The sequence below is a fragment of the Chryseobacterium carnipullorum genome (assembly GCF_003815695.1).
Lineage (GTDB): Bacteria > Bacteroidota > Bacteroidia > Flavobacteriales > Weeksellaceae > Chryseobacterium > Chryseobacterium carnipullorum.
Genome location: NZ_CP033920.1, coordinates 2968347 through 2990976 on the forward strand (window position 1 = coordinate 2968347; position 22630 = coordinate 2990976).

The 22630-nt window shown below is 37.9% G+C and carries 18 protein-coding genes; 6 read left to right on the forward strand and 12 right to left on the reverse strand.

The window, feature by feature from the left end:
* Positions 1-275: 275 nt before the first annotated feature.
* The 4 genes from EG346_RS13610 to EG346_RS13625 all read right to left on the reverse strand — a co-directional run bounded on the left by EG346_RS13610 (position 276) and on the right by EG346_RS13625 (position 4716).
* Positions 276-848 (reverse strand): hypothetical protein, encoded by a 573-nt coding sequence (locus EG346_RS13610; RefSeq protein ID WP_073332938.1) that lies wholly within the window; start codon positions 846-848, stop codon positions 276-278.
* Between the two features lie 26 nt (positions 849-874).
* Positions 875-2998 carry a cation:proton antiporter gene (locus EG346_RS13615; protein WP_073332936.1) on the reverse strand — a complete coding sequence of 708 codons (2124 nt, stop codon included), beginning with the start codon at positions 2996-2998 and terminating at the stop codon, positions 875-877.
* A gap of 8 nt (positions 2999-3006) precedes the next feature.
* Positions 3007-3573 (reverse strand): hypothetical protein, encoded by a 567-nt coding sequence (locus EG346_RS13620; RefSeq protein ID WP_073332933.1) that lies wholly within the window; start codon positions 3571-3573, stop codon positions 3007-3009.
* Between the two features lie 234 nt (positions 3574-3807).
* Positions 3808-4716: a DMT family transporter gene (locus EG346_RS13625; protein ID WP_123879236.1), complete on the reverse strand. Its 909-nt coding sequence runs from the start codon at positions 4714-4716 to the stop codon at positions 3808-3810.
* Positions 4717-4963: 247 nt separating this feature from the next.
* On the opposite strand from EG346_RS13625, the gene purE reads away from it, so the two are divergent.
* Positions 4964-5467, forward strand: a complete 504-nt coding sequence (gene purE, locus EG346_RS13630) for a 5-(carboxyamino)imidazole ribonucleotide mutase (protein WP_123879238.1) — start codon at positions 4964-4966, stop codon at positions 5465-5467.
* Positions 5468-5551: 84 nt separating this feature from the next.
* Here the strand turns inward: purE and yiaA are convergent, their stop codons facing one another.
* Together yiaA and ahcY are read right to left on the reverse strand one after the other, a co-directional pair.
* Positions 5552-5944, reverse strand: coding sequence for an inner membrane protein YiaA (gene yiaA, locus EG346_RS13635; protein WP_073332925.1), 393 nt, complete (start codon positions 5942-5944; stop codon positions 5552-5554).
* A 271-nt stretch (positions 5945-6215) separates the two neighbouring features.
* Positions 6216-7529 carry an adenosylhomocysteinase gene (gene ahcY, locus EG346_RS13640; protein WP_073332922.1) on the reverse strand — a complete coding sequence of 438 codons (1314 nt, stop codon included), beginning with the start codon at positions 7527-7529 and terminating at the stop codon, positions 6216-6218.
* 167 nt (positions 7530-7696) lie between these two features.
* Here ahcY and EG346_RS13645 point away from each other — a divergent pair, with 167 nt between their 5' ends.
* Both EG346_RS13645 and EG346_RS13650 read left to right on the forward strand, forming a co-directional pair.
* Complete coding sequence (locus EG346_RS13645; RefSeq protein ID WP_123879240.1) at positions 7697-8227, forward strand: HugZ family pyridoxamine 5'-phosphate oxidase; 531 nt, start codon at positions 7697-7699, stop codon at positions 8225-8227.
* 184 nt (positions 8228-8411) lie between these two features.
* Positions 8412-9026 (forward strand): 4'-phosphopantetheinyl transferase family protein, encoded by a 615-nt coding sequence (locus EG346_RS13650; protein ID WP_123879242.1) that lies wholly within the window; start codon positions 8412-8414, stop codon positions 9024-9026.
* On the opposite strand, the gene EG346_RS13655 is transcribed toward EG346_RS13650, so the two are convergent.
* From EG346_RS13655 to porU, 3 genes are all read right to left on the reverse strand, one after another.
* Positions 9007-11271 (reverse strand): FUSC family protein, encoded by a 2265-nt coding sequence (locus tag EG346_RS13655; protein ID WP_123879244.1) that lies wholly within the window; start codon positions 11269-11271, stop codon positions 9007-9009. The genes EG346_RS13650 and EG346_RS13655 overlap by 20 nt on opposite strands.
* Before the next feature lie 433 nt (positions 11272-11704).
* Entirely contained in the window at positions 11705-12868 is a 1164-nt protein-coding gene (gene porV / locus EG346_RS13660; protein WP_073332910.1) for a type IX secretion system outer membrane channel protein PorV, read from the reverse strand.
* A 60-nt stretch (positions 12869-12928) separates the two neighbouring features.
* Complete coding sequence (gene porU, locus EG346_RS13665) at positions 12929-16828, reverse strand: type IX secretion system sortase PorU (RefSeq protein WP_123879246.1); 3900 nt, start codon at positions 16826-16828, stop codon at positions 12929-12931.
* A 164-nt stretch (positions 16829-16992) separates the two neighbouring features.
* Here porU and gldJ point away from each other — a divergent pair, with 164 nt between their 5' ends.
* On the forward strand, positions 16993-18594 hold the full coding sequence (gene gldJ, locus EG346_RS13670; RefSeq protein WP_073332904.1) for a gliding motility lipoprotein GldJ: 1602 nt from the start codon (positions 16993-16995) through the stop codon (positions 18592-18594).
* A 62-nt stretch (positions 18595-18656) separates the two neighbouring features.
* Positions 18657-19928, forward strand: coding sequence for a UDP-N-acetylmuramoyl-tripeptide--D-alanyl-D-alanine ligase (locus EG346_RS13675; RefSeq protein WP_123879248.1), 1272 nt, complete (start codon positions 18657-18659; stop codon positions 19926-19928).
* On the opposite strand, the gene EG346_RS13680 is transcribed toward EG346_RS13675, so the two are convergent.
* Positions 19921-20532 carry an NUDIX hydrolase gene (locus EG346_RS13680; RefSeq protein WP_123879250.1) on the reverse strand — a complete coding sequence of 204 codons (612 nt, stop codon included), beginning with the start codon at positions 20530-20532 and terminating at the stop codon, positions 19921-19923. The two genes, EG346_RS13675 and EG346_RS13680, sit on opposite strands and share 8 nt — an antisense overlap.
* 36 nt (positions 20533-20568) lie before the next feature.
* Here EG346_RS13680 and EG346_RS13685 point away from each other — a divergent pair, with 36 nt between their 5' ends.
* Complete coding sequence (locus EG346_RS13685) at positions 20569-20958, forward strand: orotate phosphoribosyltransferase (protein ID WP_073332895.1); 390 nt, start codon at positions 20569-20571, stop codon at positions 20956-20958.
* A 29-nt stretch (positions 20959-20987) separates the two neighbouring features.
* Here the strand turns inward: EG346_RS13685 and EG346_RS13690 are convergent, their stop codons facing one another.
* The gene (locus EG346_RS13690; protein ID WP_123879252.1) at positions 20988-22031 is read right to left on the reverse strand and encodes an anhydro-N-acetylmuramic acid kinase; all 1044 of its coding nucleotides are present in this window, start codon (positions 22029-22031) and stop codon (positions 20988-20990) included.
* A 1-nt stretch (position 22032) separates the two neighbouring features.
* Positions 22033-22629, reverse strand: a complete 597-nt coding sequence (gene lptC, locus EG346_RS13695; protein WP_123879253.1) for an LPS export ABC transporter periplasmic protein LptC — start codon at positions 22627-22629, stop codon at positions 22033-22035.
* Position 22630: the final 1 nt, after the last annotated feature.

The window sequence follows — 22630 nt, forward strand, 5'->3', positions numbered from 1 at the left end:
GAACCGTCGAAACTTTCAAGATAAGCAACCTCAAAATAACCTTTATTATCCTTTGTAATTAAGATAAATGTGGGAATCTTCCTGTTTTAGTCGTAAATTCTTCAGTGTTTTATAATCATTGTTATCAGGAAATTTCCCATTGTTTTTTAATGATTTTATCTCCAGCTTTTATCTCTTCTTTTATTGTGATTTCAATGGGAAGATTCCGGTAAACTGTTATCGAAACTATAATTAAAGTCAACAGTGAAACTATGGCTAATAGTACTTTTTCATTATTAGTTAATAGTATCTAAAATATTTCCGAGTTGCGAATAGTCATTATTTGAGCCAAAGTTTTCTGTATTGGCATCTGTTCCAATGATACGATATTGATGACAGCTAAAACATATTTTCGCTATTCCTGTCACTTTACTGTTCTTTTTAAAAACTAAAATATCCCTGAAGACTGGAATACAAGCGGCAATTATTATTTCTTCTTCAGGCTTTTCCACAAATATTTTATTGATGCTTTCAAATTTAGAAGGATTTATTTTCTTTTTCAAGTAACCGATTTTGTCTATATAATTTAGAAAATCAAGATCATTAATGTTTTTTGGTATTGTGTCATATATCAAATGATACTTAAGCTTATCAATTTTTGATTTGTCTTGATTTTGATCTAATTCTATAATTTCATCTTCTTTGGTTTCAATATGATAATAGTCTATCTCATTATAATCAAAGAATTTTTTACCATATTTAATTTCAGACATTACTGATGGTTTTATTTTAGGGTCTACCGTGATATTTTGTTTTTGATCCTTGCAGCCGATTAATAATAAAAGAATTGCTGGAAATAATTTTTTCATGGATTTAAATATAAAATTATTTTAGACTACTTAAAAATCTTCTGGATCACATTTCCGATTTCCATAAAATCACCATGATTCCCTACAGAACGGATCTCCGGACTATTTTCATCAAATTCCGAGAATGGGAAGATCAGAAGGTAATTATTATCCTTTAAATACTTGTTCAATAATTCAGGAATAAGTCGCATTCTCGGAATGTAAGACTGCATGCCCCGTTTAGCCATTAAAATGATCAGTGCTTCATCTTCTTTCAGTTTTGCAGCCGTTTTTTCTCCGTCCTGCCACGTGCTCATAATGATAAACTCGGCCTCTATATTTGCTTTTTTGACGATTTTCTGAAGAATATCAAGAATGTTTTCAGGAGCGTAAAACACTACAGTTGCACCGGAATTTCTGGCTACATTCCATACCCTTAGAAGCGCGTGGAAGAATCCTGCCTCCTTATGAGCATTTTCAGGAATCATCACAGCATATTTTTTAATCGTGGAAAGGGGCTGTGCGGCGTGATAGACCAGTACATTCACATCGTCATTCTGAAGATATCCGTTGTACAGATTATACACAAAAGAAGGGGAGAAGCCTTTCTCATCTTCCAGTCCGATGATCAGGTCAGTAATTTTCTGTTCTTTAATTACGTTTTTGACTCCGTTGATCACATCGTTGTCATATCTTTTCAGAGCCTGTATCTTAACGTCAGCTGCAGCGGCGGCATCTGCAGCGTGATGAAGAAGTTTTTCAGCATTTTTCACTGAAGATTCATTCTTATCTTCATTAATCACATTTAAAGCAAACAGATTTTCCGTATTTGAATGGGCTTTGATCAGGATTCCCAGATTCACCATTCTGTCTACCGTTTCTTCGTGATTAATCGCCAGCAGGATATTTTCCTCTTCATGGCTGTTGCCGGAAACCGTATCTTCATTGTCACTTTCCGCAATTTTTTGAGCACTTGCCATTGAAATGAATGAAGAGATGGTACAGGAAATAAGGATCAGAAGGATACTCCCATTCAGCACGTGCTCATTCAGTAACCTTACCGGTTCACCCGTTTCTGTTTCAGAAAGAATGATGTTATATCCTACCATTACGGAAGCCAGAGTAGCCGCTGCAGAAGCCGAACTCAGTCCGAAAATCAGTTTTCCTTCTTCTTTGGACAGCCTGAATGTCTTTTGGGTCATCACCGCCGAAATATATTTTCCTCCAATGGATGCAACGAGCATAATGGCCGCCACCTCCAAGGTTTCCCAGCTTTTAAAGAAAACCTTAAAATCAATAAGCATTCCTACGCTGATCAGGAAGAAAGGAATAAAGATGGCATTTCCTACAAATTCTACCCTGTTCATTAAAGATGAGGTATGAGGAATCAATCTGTTTAGAGCCAGACCCGCAAAGAATGCTCCGATAATGGCTTCTACTCCGGCAAGTTCAGCAAGCATTGCTGCCAGATAAATCATCACCAGCACAAAAATATACTGTGAAATTTTGTCATCTACCTTTTTGAAAAACCAGCGTCCAATGATTGGGAATATGATTAAGACGATAAGTGCAAATACAATAAAGGAAACAGAAAGTTTTACCCAGAATTCTGTACCTACATCTCCCTGCGACATTCCCACGATCACGGCAAGCACCAAAAGGGCCAGAATATCAGTGATCATGGTTCCGCCCACGGTAATGTTGACGGCTTTATTTTTTGCAATTCCTAATTTACTCACCAATGGATAGGCGATCAGAGTATGCGAAGAAAAAAGACTCGCAAAAAGGATCGATGTCAATATAGAAAAGTGAAGGAGATAATGACCTCCCAGATAGCCTAAAACAAAAGGAACAACAAAGGTGTAGATTCCAAACGTCAGACTTTTCCATTTGTTCTTTTTAAAATCTCCCATATCAATTTCCAATCCTGCCAGGAACATGATATAAAGAAGGCCTGTCGTTCCGGTAACCACAATGCTGCTGTCTCTGGCAAGAACATTAAAACCGTTAGGCCCTATCACCGCACCGGCAATAATAAGCCCCAGAAGGTGGGGAACTTTAATTTTGTTCAAAAGAAGAGGAGCGGCAAGAATGATAATCAATACCAACAGGAATTTTAATACCGGATCTTCTATAGGAAAACTCAGATTATGTATACTCAGTAAAATCATAGGTGTTTTTATTTGGTGGAACGTACTAACTCTACAGAAAATCTAGCCGTACAGCCGTTATCAGATATAATGGTTCGTGTTCCTTTAATTTTGTTGTCGGAAATATCATTCAGCAGAACATTCATTTCCACTTTTTTCTGAGAGGTGGAATCTGTTCTGAAATTGAGCTTAATTTCATTATTCTCAAATTTACCGGAATACAGTCTTACCAGGTTATTGTTGTTGATGATTTTCGTTGAAAGATGGATAGAATCACTATCGAATTCCCATGTATCTGTACGCTGATCACCCACTACATAATCGCTGCAGTTAGATTCTGTACAGATGACCTTCCCGTTCCAGGCACCAGATATCTCTTCCGGCCATAAGGCGATTCTTACGGAATCTTTCTTTGAAAAAATGCTGTCTCTCATTTTTAAAAGAGACTGGTATTCAGATTCCTTTTTTGCGAATATTTTTTCTTTTTCGAGTAATTGCTTTTCTCTTTCTGTCAGATTTTTTTCTTTTTCCTTATAATCACAGCTGATTAATAGAAAAGAGGCAGCAAAAAGTATAAAAAATGTGTTTTTTAGCATATTGTCGATGTTGGTTAAAACAATATAAGAAAAAATAAGGAAAATATGAAATCTCCTGGCTCATATAAAGAAAATTTTATATGCTTTTTGAGACATGATTTGTGATGGAGTTAAGATCAGGAAATAAAATCTATTCCCACAGATTCCTCAGATCTATACAGTATTTTATTAAATTTGAGGTCTGAAATCTTTGGCGGTTAAAATAAACGCTTTTGTATTTTTCGATTTTATTCTTTATTTTCCTTCCACCTTTTTTCGAAACATTTCCGGTTTATAGTTAATGATAAAAACACCACAGATAATCATCACTGCCGCGAAGATAAATTTAAGGGAAATTTTTTCATCCATGATCAGCCATCCTAAAAATATGGCAATGATGGTATTCACGTAGGCAAGTATGGAAACCTGCACCGGAGAGATTTTGGTTAATGCATAGTGAAAAGCAAAAAATGCAGCAACGGAACCGAAGACCGCCAGATAAAGCATTGCTGAAATACTTTTCACCGTCCAGTGTCCGAAGTTGTAATTTTCTGAAAAGATAAAGGCGAAAATAATCTGTACTACTCCAGCAAACAGAAACTGAGAAAAAAGATTCAAGGTGATATTGCCGCTTTGGATATTGAGTTTTTTGGTGAAGATAGTTCCCGAAGCCCATCCGGCAATCGCACAGAAAAGGAAGATCATTCCCATTCTGTATTCGGGGTTGGCAAGATCCTGAAGCCCATCCCAGAAAATAAAGAGGATTCCGCTAAAACAGAGCAAAACACCCACTAAAGCCCGGAAACTGAATTTCTGGAGGCCGACCGCGAGACTGCCCAGGAAGACCAGAATAGGAGAGCAGGCACTGATAAGTGAAGCGAGGCTGCTGGATACCGTTTCCTCTGCCACTGTGGTCATGCCATTGGCCACAATCAGCATCAGTGAAGCAAAAATAGCCTGATAACCCATGTTTTTCCATCCGATCCATTTGAATTCTTTTCTGGAAAGAAGCACTATCAGCATAATGATCGATGCCAGAAATTGGCGGATCCCGGCTACAAACCACGCAGGAATAGTTTCCACCGCAACGCGGATTGCCAGAAATGTAGTTCCCCAGACAATGGCAACCGTGAGAACAGCAAAAAGAAGTTTGTAATCTTTCAAAGTAAATGTAAGGTCTAACAGGCAAATATACCTGTTCTGAAATGAATGGTAGGGGTACAGTTTGTATGATTTTAGCTGATACAGATATGGATTTTTACTTTGAGATGATTGATTGGAAGCTGAAAGAGAGAAACTGGAAGTTGCTCATGGGGTATAATTTTAACAGCTATAGTAGAGAATGAATAGAGCTGTCATTTTAAAAAAAGACTTTTATTCTTTATCTTTGAAGATCTAATAAAAATTGAAGATGGTAGGAATTATTATGGGCAGCCAGAGCGATCTGCCAATCATGGAACAGGCTGCAAATTTTTTGAAAAGTCTCGATATTCCATACGAACTGACAGTCGTTTCGGCGCACAGAACGCCGGAAAGAATGTTTGATTACGCCAAAACAGCAAAGGAAAGAGGGCTTAAAGTGATCATCGCAGGTGCCGGTGGCGCTGCACACCTTCCGGGAATGGTTGCCAGCTGTACCACTTTACCGGTAATCGGGGTTCCTATTTTGTCAAGCAATTCTATTGATGGCTGGGATTCTGTATTGTCTATCCTTCAGATGCCGGGTGGAATTCCGGTGGCAACAGTAGCTTTAAACGGAGCTTTGAATGCAGGAATTCTGGCCGCTAAAATTTTAGGAATCGGAGACCAGAAGATGGCTGAGGATCTTCAGAAATATCAGGATGCTTTGAAAGATAAGGTCCTGGGAACAGTGGATGATATTAAAGCTCAACATCCCAATTCATACGATCAATAACATCAATCATACATTACCCCGTTATCCGTAACGGGGTATTTTGTTTATAATAAAAAAACGCTCCAATATTGAAGCGTTGTTGTTTTATTCCTGGGCCATATTGTCCCTTGTATTTTTCTGAACGGAGATCGCTCCGAAAAGAGCAAGAAGGAAAGCAAATGCATAAAATCCTTTTTCACTTGGAAGGATGGTGGCGTTCCATAGTCCGACAGCCAGAAGGACAATGGAAGAAAGGGTGGCAAACCAGCAGATCCCGTAATAAATATCTGTTACCGGAATGTTTTCCAAACGGTCACGGACAGCTTTTTGGAGTGAAACTACGGCAAAAAGGCCATAAAGAAGGATGGTAAAATAATATCCTTTTTCATTCAGCAGCATTTCAGCTCTGGTGAGACCTACGATGAAACCTATCATTCCTGCTCCCAATGCTACCCAGGACGCAGCTACGAATGCATTTGATACTCTTTGTTTTTTCATTAATTACATGTTTTGTTTAAGGGGCTAAATATATTCATTTTTTCTAAACTTAAGAGTCATGGTATAAAAATAGGGGTAAAATACGGGGAAAAGAGTAATAGGTACTCTACTAGCTAAAATGGTAGCTAAGTTCATCAACAACCGGAAGAGATTTTTTTGATGATTATTTTTAACCTTCAAAAATAAGGATCACCTGGCAGGTTTAGAAATATGGGAACAGAAAAAATCCCATCATGTTAAATAATGGGATTGTATATAGATTGAAATAATCTTAGTATCTGTAGTATTCAGGCTTGAATGGCCCTTTTACATCTACACCAATATATTCAGCTTGTTCCGGAGAAAGAGTTTCCAGCTCAACGCTTAATTTTTTAAGGTGTAAAGCAGCAACTTTTTCATCTAAATGCTTAGGAAGCATATATACTTCGTTTCCGTACGCTGCAGAGTTGTTCCACAATTCGATCTGAGCCAAAGTTTGGTTAGAGAAAGAGTTAGACATTACAAAACTTGGGTGTCCTGTTGCACAACCCAGGTTAACCAGTCTACCTTCAGCAAGGATGATTACTTCTTTACCTTCGATCGTATAGATATCTACCTGAGGCTTCACTTCAGATTTCGTGTGACCGTAGTTTTTGTTTAACCAAGCCATATCGATTTCATTATCGAAGTGACCGATGTTACAAACGATCGCTTTATCTTTCATTTTAAGGAAATGCTCTCCTCTTACAATGTTGAAGTTACCGGTAGTCGTGATTACGATATCAGCGTTGTCTACCACTGTATCCAATCTTTTTACTTCGTACCCGTCCATGGCAGCCTGAAGCGCACAGATTGGGTCAATTTCAGTAACGGTAACGATAGAACCCGCTCCTCTGAAAGAAGCAGCAGTACCTTTACCAACGTCTCCATATCCGCAAACTACCACTCTTTTTCCAGCCAACATAACGTCTGTCGCTCTTCTTACAGCATCTACTGCAGATTCTTTACATCCGTATTTGTTGTCGAATTTAGATTTAGTCACTGAATCATTTACATTGATTGCAGGCATTACCAAAGTTCCGTTTTTCATTCTTTCGTACAGTCGGTGTACTCCTGTAGTTGTTTCTTCAGAAAGCCCTCTGATATCTTTTGTGAATTCAGGATATTTATCGAAAACCATGTTCGTTAAATCTCCACCATCATCCAAAATCATGTTCAATGGTTTTCTGTCTTCACCGAAGAATAAAGTCTGCTCAATACACCAGTCAAAATCTTCTTCGTTTAGTCCTTTCCAGGCGTAAACCGGAATTCCTGCAGCAGCAATTGCAGCAGCAGCATGATCTTGTGTAGAGAAAATATTACAAGAAGACCAGGTAACTTCAGCTCCTAAAGCCACCAATGTCTCGATAAGCACAGCCGTTTGGATGGTCATGTGAAGACATCCGGCAATTCTTGCCCCTTTCAACGGTTGAGATGGTCCGTATTCTTCACGGATAGACATCAAACCTGGCATTTCTGCTTCAGCAAGGGTAATTTCTTTTCTTCCCCATTCTGCTAGGGAGATGTCCTTCACTTTGTAAGGAACGTATTGTGTTGTAGTACTCATATGTAATGAATAAGTTTAAATTCAATTGATAACGAAATGCAAAATTACAATTAATAATTTAGATAAAAAAACGGCAGATGAAGTCAGGTTTATGAGATTATACATCATTTAAAATTATTTAGTCTTAATCTAAATAACTACTTTTGTTAAGATAAAATTTTTATACCATGAATCATACCAATACCCAGGATGAGGCCGGCAGAAAAGCAAAACCTGTTGCACCTAAAGTAAAAGAACTGATGGATCGTACCAAAAGTGTGATTTTGGCTACTGTAGATGCAGAGGGAATTCCCAACTCAAGTTATGCTCCTTTTGTACAGGTCGGTAATACCTTATATATATTGGTTTCTTTTATGGCAAAACATACAAAAAATCTTGCCGAAGGAAGAAAAACATCTGTGATGTTCATTGAGGATGAATCTGCCACAAAACAGATCTACGCCCGTGAACGATTAACGCTTGAGGCAGCAGCTTCCCAAGTTGAAAGAGATTCCGAAGTCTGGAATACAGTCGTTACCAAGCTAAAAGAAAGCCATGGAAAAGTAGTTGATGTCATTGCTGAAATGCAGGATTTCATCCTTATTGCCTTACAACCAATAAAAGGTTCTTATGTGAACGGATTTGGAAGTGCTTATTTTGTTGATGGAAATCTTGAGATTCTTGAGCATAGAAATGATGTGAATCATCAGTCTCAATAGATCATTTTGAACAAAAAGAGAACGGGGAGATGAATGTTGACAGGTTAATTAAAGAAAATAGTATTTTTTCACATAAGCTTCTTTTAATTATAAATTAAAAGGTGTTGTATGAACGGCCAGTAACTTCCATCTTCTTGCTTCCAACTTCCACATCTTTTTACTACTTTTATCGAATAAAAAAACGATGCCCCTTTACCGAGATTTTTCAGATGACAATGCCACCATCCTTGTATGGAAATATGATGAAAGCGAAGAACTGGATATCAACGAACTTCTGGAACCTGAAAATGCAGAGAAAGTAAAAGACTATCACCCAAAAAAACTTCAGGAAGTGTTGATGGTCCGTAAGCTTCTCAAGAGTCTGAAACCCCATTCTAAAATTCTATATAAAGAAAGAGAACCTTTTCTGTCGCCTAAAGATGCAGAAATTTCCATTACCCATTCATTTCCTTTTGCTGCCATAGCCGTTTCTAAAAATAAAATAGGAATTGATATTGAGAAATTCAATCCCAAAATTTTAAGGGTGATTGATAAATTCACCTACGAAAATGAAAGAGGATTCATTCCTGAAGATCATGCACCTGCCTTCTATACTATAATATGGAGTGTAAAGGAAAGTATGTATAAGATTCATCATTCCAAATACTGGTCTCTGAAAAAGAATTATGAAGTAAAGCCTTTTGAGCTTAAACACCTTCACAAGATAAGCTGCAGAGTCTATGATGAACAGTTTTCAGACGAGTTCAAGGCGAGGGTGGAATTTTTCGATGAGTATTGCTTTACGATTGTGGAGGAATAGGATTCTCTTCACTTCTGTATTTTTCTATCACTTTTTTCTGCTCTTTGGCAACATCATAGATCAGTTCAAGAATATCATGGATATTTTTAAGCTCAGTTAGATGTGATATTTTATCAGGATCTCTCCGGTCGACAAGATCACTTTCTCCGATCTCGGTCTTTCTTTTTGAAAGCATATCCTCGATGGAAGAGTCTTCAGGCTCCAGACGGCTTTCCATTTTTAATACTTCATCAATCTCATTTCCGTTGAGCAAAACAGAGGTCTGCTGCATTTCTGCTCCGATCTTTCTGCTCCAGCTTTCAGCATCTATTTCAGGGTACTTTTCATCATTTTTGGAATATTGGGAAAGAGAAGCTGTATATGCGGTAATCAGGTGTGAAGTTGCCACAAACTGATGAACGACCTCCAGTTTTTTCTGCTGATTTTTGGGTTCAGAGATCATTCTTTGGAAATTGTCAGAAAGATTAGCCAATGAAATAATTGCGTTTTTCCGTTTCATTTTATAATCCTCAATATCAAAGTCGCCTTCCAGAAATTTTGAAATAACGCTTTCGAAGTAAATAAGATTGTCCGCTGCAGATTTCTTCATCAGATCCAGATTTTGCGTATGTTCCCATACCGGGAGAACGACATAAGATACAGCAGAGGCAATGACTCCGGCAATCAATGTATCGAGGATTCTGTCTTTGAAAATCACATCTACATTTCCGGGATTTAAGAAATTAAAACTCAGAAATACATAAATTGTCATAAACAGGACTGCCCAAAAATAACGGCCCTTCAAAAAACTGAAGCACATGATCATGCTCAACAGAAGAATGGTAAACAGGATGGCATTGATATGAATAAAATGCAGAATGGTATAGGCAATGACCGCTCCTGCAATGGTTCCATATAAACGGAGAAGATTTCTCTTTTTGGTAATAGAGTAGGCGGGTTTCAGTATTGCTGTAATCGTAATGAGGATCCAGTACGTATGCCCGAGACCCAGAAGATCGAACATGGAAAAGATATATCCCACCAGTAAGGCCGTGGTGATTCTGATCGCATGTCTGAATTGAGACGATGAAAGCGAAATATTATTCTTTAAAACTTTGATGTTAAGCTTCTCTTCATTAGGCATGAATTTTTTTAAATCCAGACCTGTGGAAAGACTTTTCGCCAGTTTTACATCCTGGGAAAACACTTTATAGATCTCATTGATCTCTTTTGTGATCTCATTGATGCGCATTAAAATCTGACGGAGGACCATAAAATTTTCAAAATTATCCGGACTCATCTGCTTATTGCGAAGTTCGAAATAATGTGCATTAAGGTTTTTCAGTTCAAGCTCCAGATCAAATATAGGTTTTGCTCTCGTTCCGATCTGGAGCGAGATTCCGATATTGGTAATTTCGTCTGCAAGCAGGTTGAGGTAGTCATGGATATTAACCAGAATCATGCTGTCTTCAAAACTCTGCTGCAGTTTCTGATAGTCGCTTTCAGAGGTCATCAATTTTTCATGAAGGTCCATAGAATTCAGGAACATCAACATCAGTAGCCGGCTGGTTGTCGTTGATTCATTAACGATAGTTCTCGTTTTGAAAACGGTTTCACGGGTTTCTTCCTGAAGATTTTTTATTCCGACCTGCTTGGCTATCACCTGGATCGTCAACCTGTCGAAGTCAGGATTTTTCTGGTAATAATTCGCTTTTATTTTTAAGAATTCTGCGAGCTGGAGATAATTTTCGCCAATCATCTGTCCCGCCAGTTTATAAGGCTGAATGGTAGTGACCACAAGAAATATGAGCAGAAACCAGATACATCCGGATGCAAAGATCATCAGACTTTTAAGAATATTTCCCCCGGTAAGGTGCCCGTCGATAAAGATCGCCAGTACAACAAGAGATAATGATCCCACTGCAGCGAGCCTCTGTCCATACACTCCGATCAGGGAGAAGAACATTCCGAAAGCAATGATTTCGAGAAGGACCAGAACTTTAAAATTCATCACCAGACTGGCTATAAGCGCTACAAAGACAAAGCAGAAAATAGCAAAGGTAAGTGCATTTCTTCTTCTGATAAAGGGTCCGGGCTGGTCGCAAAGGGCTACAAAGCTGGTTCCGAGCGGAAAGAGAAAGTATTCTTTCAGAATTCCGAAGTGAGCCAGAACTAAACAGGGCAGGACAGTGGCCAGCGTAATTCTGATGGCAGAATATACATACTGACTGGTCACAAATTTTTTGAGTTCTGCTGAATAGTTCATAACTACAAAATTAATTATTGAAAACAAGAAAAGCCTTATAAAAACAAGACTTTTGCAAACTTAAATATTATATTTCCTTAATAATTTGCCAATTGTCAATTTGGAGAGTTGTGTTGTGACGAATTGAGTAGGAATGAATGTATTATTTTCAGTTTAGGAGTGAATGGTGAATTTTGCTTTGCAAGTGAATGGTCAATTTGCAGAGGAATAAAATAAAATTCACGGCTAAGCACATTGACAGCGAAAGTTATTCACCGTTCATTCTTGTTAATTTGTGAATTTTGCTTTGCAAGTGAATGTTCAATTCGCAGAGGAGTAAAAGAGAATTCACTGCGAAGCACATTGAAAGCGAAGCTTATTCATCATTCACTCCTTACCATTCACAAAAAAAGCCCCATAAAAATGAGGCTTTTTGATTCGAGGTATAAATATCTTAATAATCTACATTAGATGTTTCTTCACCAATGTTCCAGGTAAGGCCGAAACGAAGGGTGTTATCTAAAGCAGTATTGATTTTTGACATATTGATCAGATAAGAAATATCAAGTCCGAAAGAACGGTATTTCAATCCGATACCTGCTGTAGCAAACTGTCTTGCTCCCTGCTCTTCGCTTTCGTGGAAGTAACCTGTTCTTACTGCAAATGCATTGTCATAAGAATATTCTAAAGCACCACTGTACATGATACTGTTTTTGTTTTTAAAAGATTTTCCAATACCAGCGATAGGTCCCACATTGGGAATCTCATATCTAGGCTGTCTTGTATTAGGATCTATTCCTACGTACTCTGATCCCGGAACCAAGATTTTTGAACCTTCTACACTTAGTCCGATCTTGTTCATATCATCCAGATACATATCATATCCAAGTCCTAATCTTGCCATCGTAGGCAGATAAGATCTGGATTCTTCATTTCCTGTATAGTCTAATTTCGGACCCAGGTTCTGAACAGCGAAACCGGCGTTCACTTTTCCATCATAACCTCCGAAACTTGAGAATCTGGGAGAAGTATAGTATCCTGAAACATCTACCGCAAAAGAGTTCGCAGCTTTAAGTGTGGTATCTGTGTTGAAACCTCCGGCTAAATCAGAACGGATGAATCTACCGGTAACGGCCATTGAGTAAGAATCAGAAAGTTTCAGACCGTACGCAACGTCGATGGAGAATTCATTAGGTTTCGATGTACCCATGGATGTTACCTCTGAACCTACTAACTGAGTAAGGTCTACTTCACCCATGTTGAAATAATAGATACTCGCAGAGATGGTAGATCTTTCTTCCTGTCCTAAGAATTTATGGAACGCACCGTATAGTAAAAATACATCATTGGTCAGTTTTCCCATATAAGGCGTATAGTTAAGACCTATGGAAGAACTTGTTCTGCTAAAAGGATATTTAGCCGCATTCCAGAACTGTGAAAATGCATCCGGAGAAGTTACTACCCCCTGGTCTCCCATACCTCCAGCTCTTGCATCGGGTGCAATTCTTAAAAACGGAGCTCCGGTCAATACTGGATTTATTTTACTTAAATCTTGCGAATAGCCTAAAAAACCAGCACTTAAACCAAATCCCAAAAGCAGTTTAGTAGTTAAATTCATATGTTGTCTTTTATATATTATCAGTTTTTTATAAATATTGTTATCTATGTATTATTTAATTTATTTCAAAAGTACCATTTTTTCTACAGCTGTGGCACTTCCTTTGCATTTTTCTTGGTTTTGACTTTTTGCAAATATCTTAAAAATATACGTACCTTTTGCAACAGTTGCCCCAAAATCGTCTCTTCCGTCCCATTCTATTGCCTGGCGCGGCGTTCTAAAGCCCTGTAGGAAGGGTTCTGCGACTACCGGCTGAGACAATGTTCTTACTAATTTTCCTGTTATGGTATAAATTTGAACATTCACATCCAGAATATCATCGCAGTTATGCTCAAACTGGACGTATGTTTTATTGGTAAATGGATTCGGCCAGTTCAGTGGTCTGTTGATGATCAGATGCTGATCAGCTTCATCCTTAACTTCAAAGTTTAACGTAGCAGTTGTCGAATTATTGTTTATATCCCAAACTTTAAATGTTAACTGGTGTTGTCCTATTGCAAGGTTTCTGAAAGGATAGGTTACATTCCCCTTCTGGTAGTCGGCAAGACTAGGGTTTAGACATCCATTTCCTTCACCGGAAGCAAAGAAATCATTCAGTACTACCGTATTGATGATCTGGCCATCAAGATAAACGGTAATGTCGTGACCAATACCTGATCCTGTAGAGTTGATTCCTGTATCATCAGTGACACACGCTAAAAGCATTGGGTTCTGATTCGTAATTCCCCCGTCAGCAAAGTTCGTATTATTCATATACAGTCTTACTTTTGGAGGTTCATTATCATTGATTCCATTAGGATTAATATCTCCCACCTGTACAGCCTGATTGTTAAATACATCGGCTCCTTTATTATCAGCATATCCTAATATTCTTCCCTGTCCTACGGCATAGTTAATATCCTTCGGAACATAGAATTCTACATTGAATACTCCGTTGACAGCAGTTCCTGAAGCTTTAACGATGGCACTTCCTTCTTCCGTGTAATCCATAACAGGAGATAATACTCCGTCATTATTCAGGGTCTTTTTGTTTAATCTCTTATCAAAAATGTTAATAGAAACCCTTCCGTTGAAAGTGGTGTTAAGTGTTCCGTTAGGATTGTTAATGTGTCCTTTTACTTTAATGAAATCCAAACCTCTGATCAATCCCGGAACCGGTGATTCAATCCCATCAATGACAAGTTGTCTCTGAGGTCTGCTTAGTTTCATAGCAGGGTCTCCAAGGAAATTAACTTTCAGGTGGTCAATGTTGGCGCCTTTTTGTTTTTTAGCATTTAAATGTGCGTAGCCTAAGGTTTCAAAATCGTCGTTGACAAGCTTAAAAATATTCTTGGTATAAGTATCGGTAAAAAGACGACCGTAATCTACACCGATGGCACGGCTGGAAGTAATCATCGCTGCAGCACCTCCCTGTTTAAGTTTAATGAATTGTTCCCCCGCAGAAGAAGTTCCTGGCTCATCCCATAATGTAAATTCACAAGTAATCGTAGATACAAACGGAAATCTGCTGTAGACATTCGAGAAATTATTGGAATTCTGGATCTCCGTACTTGTCAATACTCTTTCCTGAGCCCATCCGTTAATACCTCCATGTCCGAAATAGAATAAATAAAGACTGTTTCCGATATCATTGGAGATAGCCTGAGTGACCTGAGGGAATCTTTGTCCCGCTGCTGTACTTTGTGCAGGGAAAGCATCCAGGTATAATTTTCTTACATTATATTCTTTCAGGTCCACCTGTCCAGGTTGTTCAAAAATACTTGACAGGGTATTATTCATTACTTCATGGAAAGGACTTCCGCCATCCTTATCATCATCTACTACAAAGTCAACCTTCATACGCCATTCTCCAAATGGAGTAGACTGTCCTGGTAAAGCATTATAATAAGCAAGTGTCTTGTTCATCATATTTCCAGCTTCCGTTACATTGGCTGCAGGAATTCTTCCTACAGGAACGTCCGGCAGGTTGTTTTCAATGAACTCTGTTGTTTGTGGCTGAGTCATTACGATATAGTCATCCGTTACGAAAGATCCTACAAAATCTGCAGAGTTCTCTCCCTGATAACTGGACACAATATTGGAATTACCGGAGATTCTGTTTTTATAATCATAGGAGGCATCTCCCAAAATAAATACATATTTAAGCCTCGAACTGTTGTTCAGTTTTGTTACAAAATCTCTGATGGCAGTAAGATCTCTGCTTCCGCTTCCAAATTCGTTATAAATTTTGGTGGCATCTACGATTTCTACCGTATAATTATTTTTTGTCTGGTGATAACTGGCCAGTCTTTGCGCTTGTCCCATCATTTCAGGAACAGTGATGATCAGATAATCTACATTCTGCAATGCAGAAAGATTCTGGTTGGCAATTCTTTCTACAAACTGTGGATTGTAGGCGGCATCAGCACGGAAAGCAACAAATTCATTATTGAAATTAGGATCAGAAGTAATGTATCCGAAATTAAAACTGCCTGCCCCTGCTTTATTCACCCTTCTGTTGGCATTCGTAATATCCGTTACATCCCATACCTGTTCAAGATTTGTTGCATTGGAAATTCCGAAACCGTAATTGGTATTGGAGCCGCTGGTAAGGGAAAAATCTCTGAAACTCATCTGTGAGCCATTGAAAGTAAGATTTTCTTTATACTGTACTTCCACATAATCCATATGGAAAACTCCGTTTGGATTTAAAGAAATATTCGGAGCATAATTAAAGGTGATCTGATTTCCAGTCAGATTGGATATGGTACCATCATATTTCAGCTGGTAAAAATCATAGGCATACGTTGAAGTATTGGCCGGAACATCACGTACGATCGGATTTAGATTATTAATCTTAAATTCTACTGTATTTTTCTGAGACCGGTAGCCAATTACCTGAGTTTTATATTTTACAACATCTCCTGCCTGTATAGGTGAGTTTGTCGTAAAAGTAACTACCTTGTCTGTAGTAAATGGTGCATCTTCTACCCAGATTCTCCCAACTTTTAAAAGATTCTTCTGGTCATTATTGATCACCTGGTAATTATCATACCTTGTAATTAAATTGCCTGCCGGAAGATTGGCATCCACAGGCTGCACTCTTTTACCGGCTCCTTTGTCAAAATTGATAAAATAGTATGAAAAATCTTCGTAAATATTTTTGAGATTATTACTTTGGTCAGTTCTCGTATCTATTCTTTTAAAACCGCCTCCGTTAGATTTATCATAAAGATTATAGCCGTTAGGTCCCTGAGCATAGAATAGGGCGTAGTCTCCGTCGTTCCATACCCCATCTTCTTCACCTACCACCTGGATGGCATTTTCCTGAAGAGCACTGTACCTGGTATCCTGATTGTGCTCAGGAAGCATGACGCCTCCGTTTCCATAAATTCTGAAATTTTTAGGATTTACAGAAGCCGGATTAATCCCGTTATCTTTTAAAAACTGTGTTGTAATTTTAAATACTCCGGATCGGTCTACTTTAATTTTATAAAAACCACCGGCAGAAAGAGGGTTTGCTGTACTTCCCACTTTATTCGCATTTCCGGATCTGAAATTGTTGGGTGCTGAGGTTTCAGAAATAGTAAAGGAAGAAAGTCTTTGCACACGTCCCTTTACATTTTTAAATAAAGAGACACTGATGCTTGCATATCTTTCTCCTTCTATAGTATAATAGGCTATATCTGCAACGTCATAATCGGGCAGTCTTCCCTTGTCCAGATCATAGAGATCTCTATTGGAAACACTTTCCCAGGAAGGGTCCGAAACTTTCAGTTGCTTTTCTCCTATTTTTTGTTTGGTGATGATAAAAACATTATTTTGGCTGAACGAAAAACCTTCATTTTTGAAATTTGGAAGATTTAATTTTGTGTCACCGAAATCCTGAATTTTAGAGCCTTCCCATTCTATGGCTTTTCTCTGGGCCCAAAGTGTTGATACAAAAGAGAATAGTAATAAAAAGGTGATTTTTTGTTTCATGTTTATTATTAAAATTTCTGAATTACAAATAAAATGAAAATTTTAGAATTAAATTGTGATACAATAAAATTAATTTGTTAACGTTTTTCAAAAAAATCAAATGTTTACTTGATTTATTGAATAATTTATTTTTTCTTTGTACTTTGAAAATATTTATATCGACTATGAAAAAACTAAAGTTGTTTTCATTAATAGCATTAAGTTCTACACTTGCATTAACCAGCTGCGGCGGATCAGGTACCAGCAAAGGAGGCGGTACTAAAAAGTTTGTCAGCAAGACGGGTTGGAAACCAAACGAAAAACAAGGTTGGTTTTTTGCAGGAAAGCAACAAAAGCAGAAGGGGTGGCCAGGAATGGTATATGTAGAAGGTGGAACTTTTACAATGGGATTAGTGAAAGATGATGTTATGCATGATTGGAATAACACACCTCGCAGAATGCAGGTAAGTTCATTCTTTATCGGAGAAACAGAAATTACTAACTACGAATACCGCGAATACCTGACATGGTTGAAGTATGTATTCCCTCCAAGTGACCCTAGCTTTAAAGAGATCTATAACGGCGCCTTGCCAGATACTCTGCTTTGGGACAATAAACTTGCTAGAAACGATTATAATGAAACGTATTTGCGTTCGCCAGAATTCGATTACTACCCGGTAGTAGGAGTTTCCTGGACTCAGGCCAACAGATATTGTGAATGGCTTACCGACAGAGCCAATGAAAAAGCTTTGATGCAGGCCGGAGTTATTGCTAAAGATTTGTACATCAACGAATCCAATAACCAGGGAGGAACAGCATTTAACATGGATAAATTCAAATCGAATGATCCGGAAATGCAGGGATATATCAACGAGAAAAGGATGCAGCAAAAATCTGGGATGAAAACAACCAACCAGAGATTACTGTCTGCAAACAGAGCACCAAACTCTTCAATGGTTCAGAAGTTCAGACTTCCTACCGAAGTGGAATGGGAATATGCAGCTCTTGGTATGGCTAAAAACAGAGAATACAATCAATACCTTGGTAAAAAACCTGAAATCGAAAGATTGAGAGGAACTAAAGGAAAAGATAAAGGAATGTTCCTTGAAAACTTCAAAATGGGTACCGGTGACTATTCAGGTATCGCAGGATGGAAAAATGACGGCGCTGCACAAACTGCAGACGTAAGACAATATCCATCTAATGATCTTGGAATCTACGGTATGTACGGAAACGTTTCAGAATGGACGGCTGACGTATACAGACCTATCATTGATGAAGATTTCAGCGACTTCAACTATTATAGAGGAAATATGCCTCAGGCTGTTGTAAGAAACGGTGACGGAACTTACAAAATGATCGACGAAGGGACAATCAAATATGATACGTTAGCCGACGGAAGATTAGTGTACAGAGGACTTCCTGGACAGTTTGAAAGAGAAACTATCGCAGACTACAGAAATTACAGAGATGGGGACAGACAGTCTTCTTTAGAATACTACAGAACTTCAGACTCAGCGGCTGCATACGATATGTATAATTCTCCTCAAAAGAGATTTATAGTGGATGCAGGAGGAAGAGTAAAGCTTCAGAAAGATACTAAAGACAGAACATCAGCCATGTCTAATGACGTAAGAGTGGTAAAAGGTGGTTCTTGGCAGGATACAGCTTATTGGTTGGATCCGGGACAAAGAAGATACAAAAACCAAGGCAAAGCTTACGGATGGATTGGCTTCCGTGTTGCACAGGATGCTAGAGCTAATGATAAGAGCAGAACTAGAAGATAATATTATCAAAATACTTATAAAAAACCTTCCGGATTTCCGGAAGGTTTTTTTATTTTTGACCTATGAATACAGAACAGTTTTATCCTTTATTTTTAAAGTCAGATAAAGTAACGATCGACAGCAGAAAAGTCGGGAAGAATGATGTTTTCTTTGCCTTTTCAGGTGATAACTTCAATGCCGCAATCTTTGCAGAAAAAGCTGCAGATGACGGAGCTTTGGCTGTGATTGTGGAGCAGCAGGAATTTGAAAATAAGGACAAGAATATTTTCTATGTTCCGTCTACGCTCGACTTTCTTCAACAACTTGCCATTCACCACCGAAATCAGCTTAAGATTCCTGTGATCGGACTTACGGGAAGTAATGGAAAAACAACCACCAAGGAGATCATCCATGCCGTTCTTTCAGAGAAATTCAATGTGCAGTATACCTGTGGAAACTTAAATAACCATATCGGTGTTCCGCTAACCATCCTTTCTGTCAGGGCAGAGCATGAGATGGCGGTGATAGAGATGGGGGCGAATCATCAGAAAGAAATAGAACTTTTATGTACTATTTCTCAGCCTGATTTTGGATATATTACCAATTTTGGTAAAGCTCACCTGGAAGGCTTTGGCGGATTTGAAGGAGTCATCAAAGGAAAGTCTGAACTCTATGATTATTTGAAAAATCATCACAACACGATTATAGTCAATGAAAATGATCCTATTCAGGTAGAAAAAGCTGAAAACTATACCCCAAAAATTACCTTTGGAAAAGAGAATTCAGATTATCAGTTTGGTTTGTTTTCGGAAAACCATTTTGTAGGATTGGAATATCAGGGAATTAAAGCCGTTTCAAAACTAACAGGGGAATATAATTTTACCAATTTATGTGCAGCAGCGAGTCTTGGACTGCATTTCGGAATAAGCTTTGAGAAAGTAAAGCAGGCTGTTGAAAGCTATACTCCGACCAATATGCGTTCACAAGTGGTGAAAAAGGAGGGGAGAACATTAGTCTTAGACACCTATAATGCCAATCCAAGCTCTATGACGGCTTCTTTACATAACTTTGCAACGTTTGAAGGTAATAAAACCATCATTATCGGAGATATGCTTGAATTGGGAGAGGAAAGTGAGAAAGAGCATCAGAATGTATTACAACTTGCTATTGAATTGGCTTTTGACCAAATCATTACCGTAGGAAAGTATTTTAAATCAGTCAATCCTTCAGCATTGTCTTTTGACAATACTGCAGAACTGATAGAATATCTTAAGCATAACATAATTCATTCTGAAAATATCCTGTTAAAAGGTTCAAGAGGAATTGCCCTTGAAAAATCAATAGAATTTATTTAAGTTTTAAATTCCAGAAATCATTGACGATAAGCTTAATATTTTGGAAAGTACTTGGGAAAACTTCCTCCTTGATCTGGGGGGTGCTTTTCCAGGCTACTTCCGTAATTCCTTCTTCGATTTGTGGCGTTGAAGTATCTTCACCATCGAAGTTCATTTCAAACCAATGGGTACATTTAAGAATCTTTTCGCCGTTTCTTTCAATATAGATGTGATAAGTCGTGTTGATGAACTTTCCAAGTTCCACGTCCTTCAGGCCGGTTTCTTCTTCAATTTCTCTTATGGCAGATTCTTCTCTGGATTCACCTTTTTCCATCTTGCCTTTCGGAAGATCCCATTTGCCTAATCTTTTAATGAAAAGAAGCTCTCCCTGAGGATTGGTAACCAGTCCTCCTGCTGCTTCTATAATTCTGAAAAGCTTTTGGAACTCTTTCCAGATCTCTTCAATATTCTCACCGAAAACATTCAGCTCTTTCACTGAAGTGTTTTCCAAAAGATCTAAGGCAATCTCTAAAGTTGTGAAACTTTCGAACCTAAGATCTTTTTCAAGATTCTCAGGATGCTTAGATACTAATAATTTTTTTTCGTTCACAAAAACTTTATACATTTGTAAGAATTAAGAATTTAAATACAAAAATAAAAAATGAATTTAGAAGGACGAAAAATTATTGTCAATAAATCATCTAAAGATTTGTCTGAATTGTTGAAATCACCTGAAAACTATAAAGATTTTATGCCGGACGGTCTTCAGAAGTTTGAAACAAAAGATAACGGGTTCAAATTCGGTCTTCAGGGAATGCCGGAAATTGCTCTGAAAATAGATGAAGTAGATGAGCAGAAAGCTGTTTTGAAGTCAGCAAGCTCAAGTCTTGACTTTACATTAACAGCCACTTTAAATCCTATCAGCGAAACTCAGACTGAAGTTCAGATGCTTTTTGAAGGAAAATTCAATCCTTTTATCAAAATGATGGTTGAAAAGCCGCTTCAGAACTTTATCAATACATTGACGGATAAGATTGAAGCTTACAAATAATATCTAAACCTTCAGCAATGGAGGTTTTTTTATGCCATAACTCCTGAGCTGTGATCTGCAATGCTACCTGTGGCAGAAGAAAGGACATTGATCTCATTATTCATCTTTAAAACGCCCATGAAAGCAAAGATTAATGCTTCTTTGTAATCAATAATTTCGTTTTTGGGAATAATGATGCCCAATCCAGCTTTTTCCCTGATCTTTTCGATTAAGAAGGTATTATAGGTGCCTCCACCTGTACAAAGGACCTTTTGTAGACTGTTTTTATTAATGATGTTAGAGATTTGCTGAGCCGCATGTTCAGTAAAAGCGGCCATGGCATCTATTGTTTCAATATTTTCAAAAAGTGAAAAAATATGTTCGTTACACCATTCAATACCTAAAGATTTAGGGTGGGGGCGGCTATAAAAATCTAAGGAGTTAAGCTTGGCTAAAAGTCGCTCATTGATCTGCCCTTTTCTTGCCAGATCACCATTTTCATCAAAGTTTTTATTGAATTTCTGCGCAAGCGTGTTCAAAACAATATTAACAGGGGCAATATCAAATGCTATTCTTTTACCCTCCTGTTTTAAAGAGATATTGGAGAATCCTCCAAGATTCAGGCATGCATCATATTCTGAAAAGAGTAACTCATCACCGATAGGCACTAATGGAGCACCGTTTCCTCCCATCAGCACATCCTGGCTCCTGAAATCATAGATAACCGGAAGCTCCGTTTTTATTTTGATGGCTCTGCCGTCACCGATTTGCAAGGTAAATTTCTTTTGAGGCTGATGAAATACGGTATGACCGTGAGATGAGATCAGGTCAATGTTTTCAAGATGATTATTTTGAATAAACTCTTTAACCTTCTCAGCGAGATAAAAACCATATTCTGAATGAAGTTCCAATAATTCTTCTGAAGATAAACCGATAGAGTGTCTGAGCTTGTCTTCCCAGTTTTTAGGATAGGGTAGAGTTTCTGCCTTTAAGATCTGAAAAGTCCAGCCATTTTGTTTTTCAAAAGCGGCAAAGCAAATATCCAGACCATCCAGACTGGTTCCGGACATGAGTCCAATAGCCTGAAATTTCATGTTACTGTGGTGTTTTTTTTTCTTCGAGTCTTTTTGTACTGAAGTCTCCCGAATTATTGAAGAAAGTATATTCAGAGAAATCATCTTTAGCCGTCATCCCATTGGCACCCACCAGAGTAGAACCATCTTCCATGGTAACATATACCGTATCTTTAGTGTAAATTCTGTTTTTTTTCTGATCCCAATATACGCTCTGCATCGCAAACCGCTGTCCTTCATTAGTCGTAATTCTCACATCACCTTTGGCCTCGTAGAATTTTTTATATTCAAAAATACGGGCATATTTAGCCGTGATCTTTCCTGGAATTTTAGGTTTTTTTTTGTCAAAAAATTCGATATTAATTCCTTTTCTTGCTACGACATACGGACTATCGATCAATTCATATTTTTCAATAATAGGAGCCTTAGCTTTTAAGGAAATAAAACCTGAATCTCGCTGGATGATATTGGCATTATTAATGATCTGCGACGGGAAGTTTTTGCTTTTACTCCCGTTGGCCTTGGTAAGGTCTTCTTCACAGGATGTCAATACAAAAAATATAGCACAACTAAAAAGGTATGCTATATTTTTATATGATATTTTTTTTGAAAAATTCATG

Coding starts and splice junctions, on each gene's coding strand:
- EG346_RS13610 (WP_073332938.1), bottom strand. CDS start 848: ATGAAAAAATTATTTCCAGCAATTCTTTTATTATTAATCGGCTGCAAG.
- EG346_RS13615 (WP_073332936.1), bottom strand. CDS start 2,998: ATGATTTTACTGAGTATACATAATCTGAGTTTTCCTATAGAAGATCCG.
- EG346_RS13620 (WP_073332933.1), bottom strand. CDS start 3,573: ATGCTAAAAAACACATTTTTTATACTTTTTGCTGCCTCTTTTCTATTA.
- purE (WP_123879238.1), top strand. CDS start 4,964: ATGGTAGGAATTATTATGGGCAGCCAGAGCGATCTGCCAATCATGGAA.
- yiaA (WP_073332925.1), bottom strand. CDS start 5,944: ATGAAAAAACAAAGAGTATCAAATGCATTCGTAGCTGCGTCCTGGGTA.
- ahcY (WP_073332922.1), bottom strand. CDS start 7,529: ATGAGTACTACAACACAATACGTTCCTTACAAAGTGAAGGACATCTCC.
- EG346_RS13645 (WP_123879240.1), top strand. CDS start 7,697: ATGAATCATACCAATACCCAGGATGAGGCCGGCAGAAAAGCAAAACCT.
- EG346_RS13650 (WP_123879242.1), top strand. CDS start 8,412: ATGCCCCTTTACCGAGATTTTTCAGATGACAATGCCACCATCCTTGTA.
- EG346_RS13655 (WP_123879244.1), bottom strand. CDS start 11,271: ATGAACTATTCAGCAGAACTCAAAAAATTTGTGACCAGTCAGTATGTA.
- porV (WP_073332910.1), bottom strand. CDS start 12,868: ATGAATTTAACTACTAAACTGCTTTTGGGATTTGGTTTAAGTGCTGGT.
- porU (WP_123879246.1), bottom strand. CDS start 16,828: ATGAAACAAAAAATCACCTTTTTATTACTATTCTCTTTTGTATCAACA.
- gldJ (WP_073332904.1), top strand. CDS start 16,993: ATGAAAAAACTAAAGTTGTTTTCATTAATAGCATTAAGTTCTACACTT.
- EG346_RS13675 (WP_123879248.1), top strand. CDS start 18,657: ATGAATACAGAACAGTTTTATCCTTTATTTTTAAAGTCAGATAAAGTA.
- EG346_RS13680 (WP_123879250.1), bottom strand. CDS start 20,532: ATGTATAAAGTTTTTGTGAACGAAAAAAAATTATTAGTATCTAAGCAT.
- EG346_RS13685 (WP_073332895.1), top strand. CDS start 20,569: ATGAATTTAGAAGGACGAAAAATTATTGTCAATAAATCATCTAAAGAT.
- EG346_RS13690 (WP_123879252.1), bottom strand. CDS start 22,031: ATGAAATTTCAGGCTATTGGACTCATGTCCGGAACCAGTCTGGATGGT.
- lptC (WP_123879253.1), bottom strand. CDS start 22,629: ATGAATTTTTCAAAAAAAATATCATATAAAAATATAGCATACCTTTTT.